Raw genomic sequence first — 13,402 nt, 5'->3', positions numbered from 1 at the left:
GCGGGTGCGACCACACGGCGCGGTAGGGGTGTTCGCGGTCCCGAGGGCTGGAGCTCGGGCCCCGCCGGCGCATACCCGGACGGGGGCCGGGCGTCGGGCGTAGCCCTGGCGGCTGGTCCTGACGGCTGGCTCTGGCGGTTGCCGGGACCAGCCTCATCGACGACAAGCGGCTGTTCGAGCCGGATGCCCGGGCCGTGCTGCCGTCAGCTCGTACCGCCCGCCGCCCGCCGCCCGCCGCCCGCCGCCCGCCGCCCGCCGCCCGCCGCACGGCCGCCCGCCTGGCTCGCGGCTCGTGCTTCCCGGGTCGGTCGCCGTCCCTGTCCGGGACACGCACGGCGACGGCCGATCGGACGGTCCAGCGGCCTCCGGCTCGGCCGGCCTCACCGGGGCGTCGCCCGTGGCGCTCAGTCCCTTTGCCGCGGCAGCGTGGTGCCTTCCGCGTTCAGGACCAGCCGGTGCAGTTCAGCGGCTGAGGCGGGCGCGAGCCGGTAGATGCCCTGGAGGCTGACCGAGCGGATCAGTCTGCCTTCCTCGACGTACTTCAGGGTCCGCTCACCACGGCGCGAGGTGTAGGTCAACCGCTCCAGAAGATCCGGTGGCACGGTCGTGCCGAACGAGAGGGGCGAGCCCGGCGGGCCGGTCACCACCTCCCTGACACAGCCGGCCTTCAACGGCCGCCAGTCCAGGAGCTTTGCGTAGTCGTCATCGTGGAGCACCGAACCCGCGTCCTCGTAGGGGATGATCCGGGACACCTCCATCGCGCCCAGCACGTGCAGCCGGGTGCGCAGGACCCGCACGGGGTAGATCCGATCGCCGGGCCGCACGCCGGCTCGCTGGAAACTCGGCAGCGACTGGTGCGGTCCACCGAACAGCATGGTCAGCCGCTGGCCACCGTAACCGGCCCGCTCTAGCCAACGGCACAGATCGTTGGTCCACAGCGTCGTGTACGAGTTCGACATTTCGTGATCGTATCCGCGCCCGCTGACAGGCCCTCCTGGTGGCCACCCGAGCCGGCGGTGAGCCTGTGGATCGCCGTGAGTCGGAACGTACTTCGCCTCCGCCGCCCGACGACATCGCTCAGGTCCAGGACATCCTCGACGACCTCAACCGGCCCCACCCTGCCCCACCCGGCCGGCCTACGAGGCCGGGCACCGCGCGGCCACGGCGGACCGGGGTGCGATGCGCATCCGCAGGCCGTCCCACAGCACGGTCTCCGCGGGCAGGATCAGCAGCCCCGCCTCCCCGTCCGCCCAGTCCGCTTCGATCCGCCGTACCTGGACGGCGGTGCCGCCCGCGCCGGCCATGAAGACCGTCGGGTCGACCTCCCAGCCGTGCTCGGCGAGCCACGCCTCCAGCCGCGTCATGTCCGACGGTGTCGCCCCGCGCGGCCACTCGTACAGGCTCTCGCTGTCCATGTCCGTCCCCCCGGTGTAGTCGGATTGCCCGACGCGCCACCGATCCTGCCACCCGGCACCGACAGACGCCGTGCAATTTCGGTGCGTCCGTCCCCGCGCACCGAGTCGTCCGTCAGCGCGCGTGGCAGGGGCTCGCGAGCCCGCTGACGGACGGGCACGGGGTCTCGGCGAACGCACGCCAGGCGTTCGCGACGCCGCGCAGTTCGGCGGACCTCGTACCGCGGGTTTCGGGGCGGCCTGGCCCGCAGTCGGTGAGTCAGTACCTCGGAACCGGCCGACGGCCGATCCGGAGCCGGATGCGGCGCATGGGTACGCGTACTCATGCGCACTGGCATCGTGCTGCTCCTGGTCGAGGTCGTCGTATACCTGGGAAAGGGCTTCGGCGACGGCTCCCATTGCCTGACCACCGGCCGTCCCCCGTGTAAGAGTCCTTTTCATGGACCGCCCCACTGCCCAGCCGGTCACCGAGTGGCGTGGCCCGTACATCCGTTACGTCGCCGGCCGCGGCGTGTCAACAGCGGGTACCAGCCTGGTCAACGTGGTCATGGCCTTTGCCGTTCTGCGGGTGGGCGGTGACGGCTTCGCCGCCGGTTTCGTGCTGGCTTGCTCTGTTCTGACGCAGACGGTCCTTCTTCCCGTGGGCGGGGTGCTGGCCGACCGCATCCCGCGCAAGATCCTCGCCGTGGCCGGGAACACGGTCCTCGCGGCGGTGCAGGGGGTCATGGGCGCTTTCCTGATCACGTCTCCCGAACGAACAGCCGTCTGGATGTTCGCCGTCGCCTCGGCCATGACGGGAGCCGCGACCGCAGCCGTGCAGCCGGCCTTCCAGGGGCTCATCGTCCAGTTGGTCCCGGCCACGGCGCTGCAGCGGGCCAATGCCTCGCTGCGTCTGGTCCTCAACCTCGCCCGTATCGCGGTGCCCGGTCTGGGGTCACTGTTGGGAGCGGAGTTCGGCTTCGGACAGGTCCTCGTGGCAGCTGGTGCGTCGTTCGCCATGTGTGCAGTGATTCTGCTGGGGCTCCAGGTGGGCATGCCGGCCCGCGAGAGCAAGAGCAGCTCCCTGCTGAGCGGAGGGCGTGAGGGCTGGCAGGCCTTCCGCAGCCGCCCCTGGATGTGGGGCTACGCCCTGTCGGGCACCATCGCCGTCCCCCTGTGGCTGGCCGGCTACCAGCTGCTGGGGCCCCTGGTCCTGTCCGGACGACAGGGAGGGGCCGCCTACTGGGGCTGGGCTGTTTCCGCCTTCTCGGCAGGCATGGTGCTCGGGTCGGTCGTCGCGATGCGGTGGAGTCCGCGGCGGCTGATGCTCGCCTGCGTCCTGGTGCAACTGGTGTGGCCTCTGCCGCTGGCCGTGCTGGCGAGCACCCCCCACCTTCCCCTGCTCCTCGGGTTCATGCTGGTCAGCGGCATGAGCCTGGAACTTGCCGTCGTCTTCTTCGAGACGGCCAAGCAGCAGCAGGTTCCCGAGCACCTCATCGGCCGGGTGACTTCCTTGATCATGCTCGGCGAGAGCGCCCTCGTACCGCTCGGCTACGTCCTGGCCGGCACCGTGGCGGATCGCCTCGGGGCGTTCCGGGTCATGTTGATCTGCTGCCTCGGCATCCTCGCATCCAACACCGCCCTGCTCCTGGTCCCCAGCCTCCGGAGGCTGACCGCCATCCCCCAGGACGACAAACAGCGCCACCCCCAGGGGCAGCCCGCCGACGCGTGACCCTGTCAGGCCCCCGTGCGCTGCGCCACCGATGCCTGGCGGACGTGCCGCCTTCCTCCGGCACGGCGGACCGGCGGAGGCTCGGCGGTCACGACGACTCCATCCCCGGCCGCCGGCCCGCACGGCCGATGAACCGGGTCCGCCTCCAAGCCCATCTGCATGTAGTGGTCAGCGGCCTCGCACTGATGCGTCGGGAGACGGCAGGGGGCGCCCTCGGGGTACGGATCAGTGGTCGTGGCGCGCACCGTGTTCCAGCCACTGGGGTCGGGCGGCGCCGGCATTGTGACCGAGGAGGAGCCGGGGTGCCTGCTCGCCGGGCCCGGTCGCGGTGAGGGGGATACCGAGGCTTTCGCACATCCGGGAGGCGCGGGCCAGCGCGCTCAAGGTCATGGGGGAGGGGGCGTGGGTCGGCAGCTCGATCGTGACCAGGGTGGGGCGGCGCGCGTGGACGAGTGACTCGATCTGCAGCGCGGCCGCGGCTCGATTGGTCACGTTCAGCTCCTGCAGGATCTTCACGTGCAGGGCGCTTTCGGAGATGTGGTGACTGATGATCATGCTGCGCCTCCCGCACGCCGGGATCCGGACGGCACCAGCGGTGGGGGGTGCCCATGTACCAGTGTGGGGCAGGAGCCCCGCACGGACGAGTCCGCCCGGCCGGTGACGCCGCCGCGTCCGCGGAGCAGCCGCCCGGCCGCCGTCCGCCCGTTCGGCGTGCGGCCGCCGACCCGGCGGTACCCGTCGAGCAGAAGCACGCGGTCCTGCCCCGCCTCGCGCTTATAGCGCATTTCTGTCCGGGGCACCACTTCCGTACGCGGCCATCCGGCCGGAACGGATCGTAATGTGAGTGCGAATTCCGTCGTCGCGAACGGGCCGACACGCCGTCGACCTCGCTCTTTGCCGTCGCTCGCCGTGGACGGGCCTCCGCCGGTCCCGGAATGCGCCGCAGTCGATGGCGCATAACGGTTCCTCCGGTCCGATGAACTCCAACGAAACCACACATGCGGGCAGTTGGCCGTAGTTAAGCTCCCGCCCACCGGTCAGAAGGTCATCCTTTTCGATAGTTCGAGGACGTCGATGGAGCAAAGAGATATTCCCCCCGAAACGACCCAACTGGAGGGGGGAACGAAGTTGCTGCTGCCCGCGATCGTGGCCGTGGCCGCCGCCTGCCTGGGCGGGGCGCTCGCTTCCTCCTCGGCACCGGTCGGCACCGTTCTGATCGCCGCGGGCGCCGCGTGCACCGCCGCGGTGTTCTTCGAAGCGCTACGGCGTGGCCGCGCGCTCGCCGCCCGGAACAGCCAGGTCGCGGCCCTCCGGCACGCCCTGTCCCGGCAGGAATCCGAGGCGGTCCGGCTGTCCTCGTCGGTGCTGCCCGAGGCCATCGAGCGACTGCGCAAGGGCGAGCCGGCCGAGGAGGTGTTGACCTCCCTGGGAGGACGCGGCGGAACCGGCAACCGCTGGGGCGACGACGCGGCCCTGACCCCGCGATTCAGAGCCGCCCTGCAGGACGTGCTGGCTCATGTCATCGACGCGGTCGACAACGAGGAGAGTCTTCGCGACTCGGCCCAGCGGGCCTTCGTGAACGTCGCCCGCCGCGTGCAGGCGATCGTCCATCAGCAGGCCCACGAGATGCGCGAGATGGAGGACCGGCACGGCAGCAACCCGGACGTGTTCGGTGATCTCCTGCGGCTGGACCACGGCACCGCCCTGATCGGCAGGCTCGCCGACTCCATCTCGATCCTCGGCGGTGCGCGGCCCGGCCGCCAGTGGAGCAGGGCCGTCACCCTGTACAGCGTGATGCGCGGTGCGATGTCGAGGATCATCGACTACCAGCGCGTGGAGCTCCACTCGGTCTCCGAGGTCGCCGTCGTCGGCCCGATCGTGGAGCCGCTGATCCACACCCTGGCGGAGCTGCTGGACAACGCGACCCGGTACTCACCACCGCACACCCGGGTCCACCTCACGGCCGTCGAGGTGCAGTCGGGCATCGCCGTGGAGATCGAGGACGGCGGCCTGAGCATGAGCGAGGAGGCCCGCCGCCGTGCCGAGAAGATGCTGGCGCAGGCGCAGTCCGGCATCGACCTCAACGACCTGGGCGAGACGCCGAGGCTGGGCCTGGCGGTGGTCGGCCGTCTGGCGCAGGCGTACGGGTTCCAGGTGTCGCTGCGCTCGTCCGCGTACGGCGGCGTCCGCGCCGTGGTCATCGTGCCGCAGCACCTGATCACCATGGCGTCCGCGGCGACCGGTCTCGCCCACGGGATCGGCTCCTCCTCGGGGCCCAGGGCAGTGGCCGCCACACCGCGCGAGCACCCCCTCGACCTCTCCTCGGCCGGCGTGTCCGCGCCCCGGTCGGCGCCGGCACCGGTGTCCAGGCCGGCGCCCGTCAGCAGCGGGCCGACCGCCGAACGTACCGCGACCGGCCTGCCGCAGCGACGCCGGAAGGACCGTGTCACCACCTCCGACGCCCGGCCGGCCGCGGAGCCGCAGCCGGTGGACGGCCGCGGCCCCGGAATGTGGCTGGAGGCGTTCCACAGCGGACTGTCCGGCGTGCCCGGCCATGACGCGCAGGACGCCCAGGACGCGTCGGGTTCAGCCACCAAAGGGGCCTAAGCAGTGATGACTCAGCGAAACAGCATGGACTGGATGCTCAAGGACCTGGCCGTCGGAGTGCCCCAGACGCGGCACGTGATCGTCCTGTCCGCGGACGGGCTGTGCGTGGCGCAGTACGGGGCCGAGGCCGACACCGCCGACCGCCTGGCGGCGGCCTGCGCGGGCCTGCAGAGCCTCGCCGGAGCGGTGGCCGCGGAACTGCCCCGATCCGAGGGCAGGATGCGCCTGGTCGTGATCGAGATGGACGGCGGGTTCTTCTACCTGATGGCCGCCGGTGACGGCTCCTACCTCGCGGTCCTCGCCGACGAGGACGTCGACGCGGGCCTGATGGGCGCGCAGATGCGCAACCTGGTGACCCGAATGGGGGACCACCTGAGCAGCCCGCCCCGACATGACGGGCAGCCCGCGTGAATGAGCCGCCCACGAGCTGGGAGGACGGCAGCCCCGAACGGCTGTACGTCATCACCGGCGGACGCAGCGGCCCCTCCACCGCCGTCCATCTGGACCTCGTGACCCTGGTCGTGGCCAAAGGGCCCGCCCGGCCCGAGACGCAGCCCGAGCAGGCGGCCATCCTGCGGATGTGCCGGTCACCGCTGTCGGTGGCCGAGATCGCCGCGTACGCGGGGCTGCCCGTGAGCGTCGTCACCGTGCTGGTCGGAGACCTGATGGCCACTCAGCAGGTGTCCGTCCGTCCGCCCGTTCCCGCCGCGCAGCTACCCGACCTTGCTCTGATCGAGGCAGTGATCGATGGACTTCAGAAGCTCTGACCCGGCCGCCGAGCCCGCCGGGCCGTGCCGCGCGGACGTGCTCCCGCAAACGGCCGCGGCTGCCGTGAAAGTCGTCGTCGTCGGCGGTTTCGGCGTGGGCAAGACGACGATGGTCGGCGCGGTCAGCGAGATCAAGCCGCTGACGACCGAGGAGACGATGACCAGGGCCGGCGTCGGCGTCGACGACACCTGGGGCGTTGACCGCAAGATGACCACCACCGTGGCCATGGACTTCGGTCGCATCAGCATCAACGACGAGCTCGTGCTGTACCTGTTCGGAACACCCGGCCAGGAGCGCTTCTGGTTCTTGTGGCGCGGGCTCTTCGAGGGCGCGCTCGGAGCGGTCGTACTCCTCGACACCCGTCGGCTGGAGATCAGCTTCGACGTCATAGGACGGCTGGAGGAACGGGGCGTCCCTTTCGTCGTGGCCGTCAACTCCTTCCCCGGCGCGCCCGAGCATCCACTGGAGGAACTGCGCCAAGCCCTCGACCTGCCCCCCGCCGTCCCGATCCTCGCCTGCGACGCCAGACGACGGGACTCGTCCCGCGACGTCCTGCTGACCCTCATGCGCTACCTGCACTCCCAGGCAGCCACCCAGGAGGCAATGTGAGTACCAGCCCCACCCCACCGCCCGAATGCCCCGCACACACGGCGGGATCGGCCGGCGGTCTGTACCGCCTGCACGGAACGGAGGCTCAAGCCGACCCTCTCGCGCTGTACGAGAAGCTGCGGGCCGAGCACGGGCCGGTGGCCCCTGTGCTGGTGAGCGGTGACCTCCCGGCATGGCTGGTCCTCGGTCACCGGGAGAACCTGGACGTGGCACGCATGTCCTCGCGCTTCGCCCGCGACCCGCGGGGCTGGCGCGAGATGAGGGAGGGCCGGGTGCCGGCCGACACCCCGCTGGGCCCCATGGTTTCCTGGGTACCGGTGTGCAATTTCACCGACGGGCCCGTTCACGAGCGGCTGCGCGCGGCCGTCGTGGAGTCCCTGGAGCGCTTCGACAAGCGCGGCATCCGCCGTTACGTGACCCGCTTCGCCAACCAGCTCGTCGACCAGGTCGCGGGCGAGGGGTACGCCGACCTGGTGACGGCCTTCTCCGACCAGCTCCCCATGCTGGTCATGACGCAGCTCATCGGGGCACCCGACGAACACGGACCCCTGCTGGTCAATGCGGCACGCGACATGCTCCAGGGAACCGAGACGGCCCTCCAGAGCGACCGCTACGTCACCGCCACGCTGGAACACCTGGTCATGGAGCGCAAGGCCAAGCCCGCCCGCGACCTTGCCTCCTGGCTGATCGAGCACCCCGCGAACCTGAGCGACACCGAAGTGCTGATGCACCTGCGCGTCGTGCTGATCGCGGCCTACGAGACCACCGCCAACCTGATCGCCAACACGCTGCGGACCGTGCTGACCGACCCGCGCTTCCGGGCGAGCCTCTCCGGCGGCCACATGACGCTGCCCGACGCCCTGGAGCAAGTCCTGTGGGACGACCCGCCGATCAACACGATCATCGGGCGCTGGGCCACCGGTGACACCCTGCTCGGCGGCCAGCAGGTGAAGGCCGGCGACATGGTCCTGCTCGGCCTGGCCGCGGGCAACGCCGACCCGCAGATCCGGCCGGACCCCGACGCCTCCGTCCACGGCAACCGCTCCCACCTGGCCTTCAGCAGCGGACCGCACGAGTGTCCGGGCCAGGACATCGGCCGCGCGATCGCGGACACGGGCATCGAGGTCCTGCTGGACCGGCTGCCCGACCTCCAGCTTGCGGTCGACGCGAGCGAGCTCCAATGGCGTGGCACCCTCATGTCACGCCACCTGCTGTCACTGCCGGTACGGTTCGCCCCGCGCCCCGTGCCGAAACCGCAATCCCCGCCCGAGCAGCCGTCCGGGCACCCCGCGCACGCGCCGATCCCGCAGCAGCCGACGTCGGCGCCCGGGGTCGCCGTACGCCGCCGTGGCGTCAGCTGGTGGCGCCGACTGCTCGGCCGCCGCTGAGCCGGCCGTCCGCGCCGAGGGCCCCGACCGCACCGGCCGGGGCCCTCGGCAACGCTCAGCCGCGCACCTGCTGCCACCAGGACGCGAGGGCCGGCAGATCGGGCGGCTCGATTCCGGCGACGCCGGGGGTGTCGGCGAACCGGACCGCGAACCCGGCTTCCGCGAGGGGTAGCTCGTACCGATTGCGCGGGCTCGCGTACCGGGGTGCCCGGCTCTGCCAGGCGATGGAGCCGGCCACGTAGTGACCCAACGCCGCCAGGTGACGGCGCAGTTCCCCGGACGCCCCGTCCTTCGCGACCACCCCGCCCTGCCCGTCCACCCCGTTCTCCAACTGCGCCCGTAGCCTGATGAAGAGGACCATCACCCGGTCACGCAAGGCCACCGCGAGCGGCACCGCCTCGGCGGGGGAGCAGTTCTCCTGGTGGGCGAGGACGTTGACGAGATTCACCTCGCGCGGCTCCAGGTGGTCGTCCTTGTCGTAGGAGAACAGGTCGTTGTCCGCGCTGACGACGAATCCCGCCGCGTCCGTCAGCGCCGTCAGCGCCGGGGAACAGAGCACGTCCGCCGGCAGGCGGTCTCCGCGGGCGACGTCGGACCAGGTGAGCGAGAAGCGCGTGCCGTTCGCCAGCGGCCCCATGGCGACGAAGTCGTTCAGCCCCGGCATGGTCCCGGTCTCGGCCTGGGCGGCCCGCCAGGCCGCGCCGAGCAGCCAGTCGCGCGTGCCCTCGACGAACCTGCGCAGCTCGTAGGGCGTGAGCATGGCATGGGTGCGGCTCACCAGGTCCACCAGCGCACGGGTCATGGGACCGTCGGGCAGCAGTGAGACCCCCGGTGCCTCGATGGTCCGCAGCAGACGCGCACCGTGTTCGACGACGGCACCCGTCCCCACCTCGTCGGAACCCGAATCCTGCCAATCGTCGACGGCGTTGGCCCAGTAGTTCCATTCGGTGAACAGCAGGAGGGCATCCACGTTCCCGTCGGGGATGATGCGGCAGGAGAAGTCGGCGCTGTGGGTGGCGAGGCCCCATGCGCGCTCGACCGGATCGGGGTACAGGCCGAAGGAGTCCAGCCACGCGACCGCCCGGGCCTCCACCTGTTTCGCCTCGGGATGGACGAGGTCGCGCTCCAGCGGGCAGTAGAAGGAGGGCAGGCGCGTACCGAGGAGCGAGGGGCGCGGCGAAGCGGTCATCGGGCGCCACCGATCCGGAAGCGCAGCAGCCGCGTCTCCACCGCGTGGTCACGCCAGAGCCGGAAGAACTTGCTGTGCGCGATCGTCGACTGTGCGAGCCGTTCGCCGGTCCAGGCGCCGGATTGGACGAGGCCGGCGCCCGCTCGGAGCCGATCGAGTTCGGCGGTGTTCCACGCCATGGACTGTACCCAGAACTCCGCCACCGAGTCCGTCACGTCCTCGTCCTGCACCAGTTCGAAGCCGGCGGCCTCAGCCGCGGCCAGGTATTCCCCGCGCCGTCCCAGGCGCGTTCTGTAGTAGCCGTCCATGAAATCGCGCCACTCGGAGCGGCCCGCGAAATGCTCCTGGATCCCGAACCATCCGCCGGGTTCCAGCGCCTTGGCGACGACCTCGAAGAGACGGGCCCGGTCGGTGTAGCCGCTGCTCTCGTTGGCGTAGACGGCGTCGTACGCACGGGTCTGGTCCAGGTCGTGAACATCCGCCACTGCGGGCTTCACCCGCCCCTCGACCCCTGCGCGGCGGGCGAAGTGCCGTACGAACGAGACGTGTTCCGCCGCGACGGTGAGGCTGGTCACCGATGCCCCGTGCTCCTGCGCCCAGTACAGCGACGTGCCGCCCAGGCCGCAGCCGATGTCCAGCAGCCGCCGGGGAGGAGCCTCGAACGCGCCCCACGAACGGGCCGCGTGCTCGACTATCCGCTCCTGCGCTTCGAGCAGGTGCTGCTTCAGCGCGCTCTGGGGGACGGTCGTGTCCGGAGGGCCGTCGGGGTACAGCCCCACGTGGAAGTGCACGCGGGGGCCCGGGCCGTACTTCTGGAGGATCTCCTGTGTCTTGTGGCTGTAGTAGAGCCGCACCGGGTCGTCCGCGGCGGAGCCCCGGCCGCTGCCTAAGGACGATACGAGGGGTGTCACGCGCATGGGGTGTCCGCCCTTTCGTGGGGTAGGGCTGTCTCCGGGACGCGCTTCCGCCCTCTTACCGCGTCCCGACCGGCACACTGTTGAAGCACGGATCATCGTGGCACTTCGTGGGCCTCACGTCAGCCACTGTGACAACGCAGAGCAACATCCGTTCGTGCGGCGGGGCGCCACGCAGACTTTCCCGGCCGTTCGCCGTTGCCCCGTGCGCCACGGCGGCGTCGCCATGGCCGTATCCGCTTCGGGATGTAGCGGCGCAGCAGCGAGGGCAGCACCGTCCGGTCGGGCCTGCGGTCGAAGGCCCGTACGACCGTGTCGCGTCGTCGGCGGGCTCCGGCTCCGAGGAGGGTTTCGAGGGCGCGATCGCGGCAAGGCGCCACATATGGAATGAATCGGTTACACGATGATGACCGAGCGGGCGAGGCTGGGCTCGGGGGAGAACCTGAACGAACACATCGTCGGGGCCGGCCGGCCGGCCGACCGCCCACGTGCGCCTGGACATGCTGGAGGAGGCCGTCGACAGGACCCCTTCCTGGAATGGGCCGAGGCACCCTCACCGGGTCCGGGCCGGGGCGCCTCCTGCGCGTGTGAGGCGCGGCGCCCCGACAGGCCGGACCGCTGGAGGTGGCATCAGCGCTGCGCGACGTCCTTGACGAACACGAGCCCGTCGCTGTCCGCCAGGTGGGCCGGGTCCAGCGGGGCGTAGCCGAACCAGGGGGACACGCGGGGCGCGGGCCGGGTGTCGCCGAGAGCGGTGGTCAGACGCGAGGCGTCGATGACGTACCGGTCCTCCGGGAGCGCGTACAGGAGTCCTTCGACGGTGTCCGGCGGCGGCGCGTCCACGCCCCGGTGCCGGATCGTGCCGAGGGCCGTGGCCACGAAGGCGTATCCCCCGCCGAGCCGGGCGCTGACCTGTGCACCGGCGCTCCACCACTCCAGCGGCGTCCCGCCCATCCGCATCGCGCTCTTCTCCCGCTGGAGGTGGGAGTTGTGGGCGTGGACGAGCGCCGGGCCCCGAGCGGCGACGGCGAGGAGGTTGTGGGCCATCATCTGGTCCCGCAGGCCCACCAGCCGGGTCATACGGGCCTGTGAGGTGTCGGCCATCCAGTAGTGGTAGCGCAACAGGCCGGTCGCCGTGCGCCCGTACAGTCGCGCCCGGTCCCAGTCGTCCCGCGAGGTCGCCGCGAGCAGGTGCGGCATCTGCGCGTCGAGCAGCGCCCCCAGATCGTCGGCGAGCAGCCGCAACTCCCCGGCCTCGGCCGACCGTCCCACGGACCGGCCGGGGTCCAGCATCGCGGCCGGATCGGTCCACCGGTCGTCGGTGCCGAGCAGACCGTGGAGCGTCTCCGCGGTGCAGGGGAGCAGGCCGGGGTCCACCCGGGCCGCGAGGTAGTCGTGGAGTGCGGTGAGGGCCTGCCGGGGGCTCGCGGCGGCGGTGATCTCCAGCGGACCGTCGAAACCGGCGAAGCGGACCTGCTCGGACACTGGCCGGCCGTCGTTGTGGGAGCGCATCCAGCGGACGAGTTCGCGGTTGGCCGCGGAGGCGCCCCAGCCGTGGCTGAATCCGTTCTCCATGACCTCGTCGAGGGTGCCCCTGCCCGAGGTGACGTGGTCATCCACGACCAGACCCCTCACACAGTCGCTCTCGATCGCGATCGTCCGGTAGCCCTCCTGCTCGACGAGCTGCCGGAAGAGCTCGTTGCGCAGGTCGAGCAGAGCGTCCTCGCCGTGGGTGGGCTCGCCCAGGGCGAGCAGCCGGGGCCGGGCGGGGAGCAGCCTCATGACGGAGGCAGCCTCCACGGCATGCGCGGTTTCCTTGATGTCAGTCGCCATGCCTTCAACGGTATCGTTGAACCTTCGGTTGAAACCTTGCCGCGATATTGTCCGTCTCATGGGGCAAAACCTTCAAAGCGGTAAGCGGCTCAGGCCGGTTGATCTGGCGCGCGTGCACGGTCTGTCCACGCAGGCGGTCAGGAACTACGAGGAGGCCGGCATCCTCCCGGCCGCCGACCGCACACCCCACGGCTACCGCACCTATACGTCGCTGCACGCGGGAGCCCTGCGCGCGTTCCTCGCCCTGGTGCCCGGGCACGGTCACCAGACGGCGGCGTCGATCATGCGGGCGGTGAACAAGGGTGCGGTCGACGAGGCGTTCCGTCTCATCGACGAGAGTCACGCCCAGCTCCTCGACGACAGGCGGACCCTCCGGGCCGTCGAGAGCGCCCTCCGCGACCTGGGGCCCACCACGGAGCCCGAGCCCGGTGCGGGGGCCGAGCCGGCCGCGCCGTCCGGGCCCGGCGGCACGTTCGTCGGACCGCTGGCGGGGAAGCTCGGAATCCGGCCCGCGACGCTGCGCAAGTGGGAGCGCGCCGGGCTCGTGCGACCGCGCCGCGACCCGCTGACCGGGTACCGCGTCTACGACGAGGCCGACGTACGGGACGCCAGGCTGGTGCACCAACTCAGGCGGGGCGGCTATCTGCTGGAGCAGATCGCCCCGCTGATCGCCCAGGTGCGGGCGGTCGGCGGGCTGGAGCCGCTGGAGGCCGCACTGTGCGACTGGCACGGTCGGCTGTCCTCCCGCGGGCGGGCGATGCTGACCGGAGCCGCAGAGCTGGAGGCACACCTCCGCGAGCGCGGATGACGCTCCGGTCGCCGGCCGACCCGTCCCCCGACCCTTCCCCCGCCTCGACGCCGGGGGCGGCTGACGGCCGACGGCCGGCGGGACGTGGGCAACAGCGGCTGGGACAGGTGGTGTTCTGGGGGGTTCCGGCTACGGCTCCGGCTCCGGCTCGGGTTCCGTCTAC

At 71.4% G+C, this 13,402-nt stretch carries 13 protein-coding genes; 7 read left to right on the top strand and 6 right to left on the bottom strand.

What is annotated here, in order from left to right:
* Positions 1-404 precede the first annotated feature (404 nt).
* The gene (locus ACFCZ1_RS04890) at positions 405-959 is read right to left on the bottom strand and encodes a hypothetical protein (RefSeq protein WP_376676933.1); all 555 of its coding nucleotides are present in this window, start codon (positions 957-959) and stop codon (positions 405-407) included.
* Between the two features lie 177 nt (positions 960-1,136).
* Entirely contained in the window at positions 1,137-1,415 is a 279-nt protein-coding gene (locus ACFCZ1_RS04885) for a hypothetical protein (RefSeq protein WP_376676932.1), read from the bottom strand.
* Between the two features lie 436 nt (positions 1,416-1,851).
* Here ACFCZ1_RS04885 and ACFCZ1_RS04880 point away from each other — a divergent pair, with 436 nt between their 5' ends.
* Entirely contained in the window at positions 1,852-3,123 is a 1,272-nt protein-coding gene (locus tag ACFCZ1_RS04880; RefSeq protein ID WP_376676931.1) for an MFS transporter, read from the top strand.
* A gap of 225 nt (positions 3,124-3,348) precedes the next feature.
* Here the strand turns inward: ACFCZ1_RS04880 and ACFCZ1_RS04875 are convergent, their stop codons facing one another.
* Positions 3,349-3,678 carry a hypothetical protein gene (locus ACFCZ1_RS04875; RefSeq protein ID WP_376676930.1) on the bottom strand — a complete coding sequence of 110 codons (330 nt, stop codon included), beginning with the start codon at positions 3,676-3,678 and terminating at the stop codon, positions 3,349-3,351.
* Between the two features lie 519 nt (positions 3,679-4,197).
* Here ACFCZ1_RS04875 and ACFCZ1_RS04870 point away from each other — a divergent pair.
* From ACFCZ1_RS04870 to ACFCZ1_RS04850, 5 genes are read left to right on the top strand one after another with little or no spacing between them, the layout of a single operon-like run.
* On the top strand, positions 4,198-5,730 hold the full coding sequence (locus ACFCZ1_RS04870; RefSeq protein ID WP_376676929.1) for an ATP-binding protein: 1,533 nt from the start codon (positions 4,198-4,200) through the stop codon (positions 5,728-5,730).
* Positions 5,731-5,736: 6 nt separating this feature from the next.
* A complete protein-coding gene (locus ACFCZ1_RS04865) occupies positions 5,737-6,141 on the top strand; it encodes a roadblock/LC7 domain-containing protein (protein WP_376676928.1) in 405 nt (134 codons plus the stop codon).
* A complete protein-coding gene (locus tag ACFCZ1_RS04860) occupies positions 6,138-6,497 on the top strand; it encodes a DUF742 domain-containing protein (protein ID WP_376676927.1) in 360 nt (119 codons plus the stop codon). The genes ACFCZ1_RS04865 and ACFCZ1_RS04860 overlap by 4 nt, the downstream gene beginning before the upstream one ends.
* Positions 6,478-7,107, top strand: coding sequence for an ATP/GTP-binding protein (locus ACFCZ1_RS04855; protein ID WP_376676926.1), 630 nt, complete (start codon positions 6,478-6,480; stop codon positions 7,105-7,107). Before ACFCZ1_RS04860 ends, ACFCZ1_RS04855 begins: the two co-directional genes overlap by 20 nt.
* Positions 7,104-8,495, top strand: coding sequence for a cytochrome P450 (locus tag ACFCZ1_RS04850; protein WP_376676925.1), 1,392 nt, complete (start codon positions 7,104-7,106; stop codon positions 8,493-8,495). The genes ACFCZ1_RS04855 and ACFCZ1_RS04850 overlap by 4 nt, the downstream gene beginning before the upstream one ends.
* Positions 8,496-8,550: 55 nt before the next feature.
* Here ACFCZ1_RS04850 and ACFCZ1_RS04845 read toward each other — a convergent pair whose 3' ends face one another.
* The 3 genes from ACFCZ1_RS04845 to ACFCZ1_RS04835 form a co-directional block, all read right to left on the bottom strand.
* Entirely contained in the window at positions 8,551-9,684 is a 1,134-nt protein-coding gene (locus tag ACFCZ1_RS04845; protein WP_376676924.1) for a hypothetical protein, read from the bottom strand.
* Complete coding sequence (locus tag ACFCZ1_RS04840; protein WP_376676923.1) at positions 9,681-10,595, bottom strand: class I SAM-dependent methyltransferase; 915 nt, start codon at positions 10,593-10,595, stop codon at positions 9,681-9,683. The genes ACFCZ1_RS04845 and ACFCZ1_RS04840 overlap by 4 nt, the downstream gene beginning before the upstream one ends.
* A gap of 633 nt (positions 10,596-11,228) precedes the next feature.
* Positions 11,229-12,431 carry an erythromycin esterase family protein gene (locus ACFCZ1_RS04835; protein ID WP_376676922.1) on the bottom strand — a complete coding sequence of 401 codons (1,203 nt, stop codon included), beginning with the start codon at positions 12,429-12,431 and terminating at the stop codon, positions 11,229-11,231.
* A 58-nt stretch (positions 12,432-12,489) separates the two neighbouring features.
* On the opposite strand from ACFCZ1_RS04835, the gene ACFCZ1_RS04830 reads away from it, so the two are divergent.
* Complete coding sequence (locus ACFCZ1_RS04830) at positions 12,490-13,239, top strand: TioE family transcriptional regulator (protein WP_376676921.1); 750 nt, start codon at positions 12,490-12,492, stop codon at positions 13,237-13,239.
* Positions 13,240-13,402 lie beyond the last annotated feature (163 nt).

The organism is Streptomyces sp. NPDC056224, from assembly GCF_042267665.1.
Lineage (GTDB): Bacteria > Actinomycetota > Actinomycetes > Streptomycetales > Streptomycetaceae > Streptomyces.
Note: the sequence above shows the minus strand (reverse complement) of the source record. Positions and strands in the feature narration are given on the sequence as shown.

Coding starts and splice junctions, on each gene's coding strand:
- ACFCZ1_RS04830 (WP_376676921.1), top strand. CDS start 12,490: ATGGGGCAAAACCTTCAAAGCGGTAAGCGGCTCAGGCCGGTTGATCTG.
- ACFCZ1_RS04885 (WP_376676932.1), bottom strand. CDS start 1,415: ATGGACAGCGAGAGCCTGTACGAGTGGCCGCGCGGGGCGACACCGTCG.
- ACFCZ1_RS04835 (WP_376676922.1), bottom strand. CDS start 12,431: ATGGCGACTGACATCAAGGAAACCGCGCATGCCGTGGAGGCTGCCTCC.
- ACFCZ1_RS04845 (WP_376676924.1), bottom strand. CDS start 9,684: ATGACCGCTTCGCCGCGCCCCTCGCTCCTCGGTACGCGCCTGCCCTCC.
- ACFCZ1_RS04875 (WP_376676930.1), bottom strand. CDS start 3,678: ATGATCATCAGTCACCACATCTCCGAAAGCGCCCTGCACGTGAAGATC.
- ACFCZ1_RS04865 (WP_376676928.1), top strand. CDS start 5,737: ATGACTCAGCGAAACAGCATGGACTGGATGCTCAAGGACCTGGCCGTC.
- ACFCZ1_RS04880 (WP_376676931.1), top strand. CDS start 1,852: ATGGACCGCCCCACTGCCCAGCCGGTCACCGAGTGGCGTGGCCCGTAC.
- ACFCZ1_RS04870 (WP_376676929.1), top strand. CDS start 4,198: ATGGAGCAAAGAGATATTCCCCCCGAAACGACCCAACTGGAGGGGGGA.
- ACFCZ1_RS04855 (WP_376676926.1), top strand. CDS start 6,478: ATGGACTTCAGAAGCTCTGACCCGGCCGCCGAGCCCGCCGGGCCGTGC.
- ACFCZ1_RS04890 (WP_376676933.1), bottom strand. CDS start 959: ATGTCGAACTCGTACACGACGCTGTGGACCAACGATCTGTGCCGTTGG.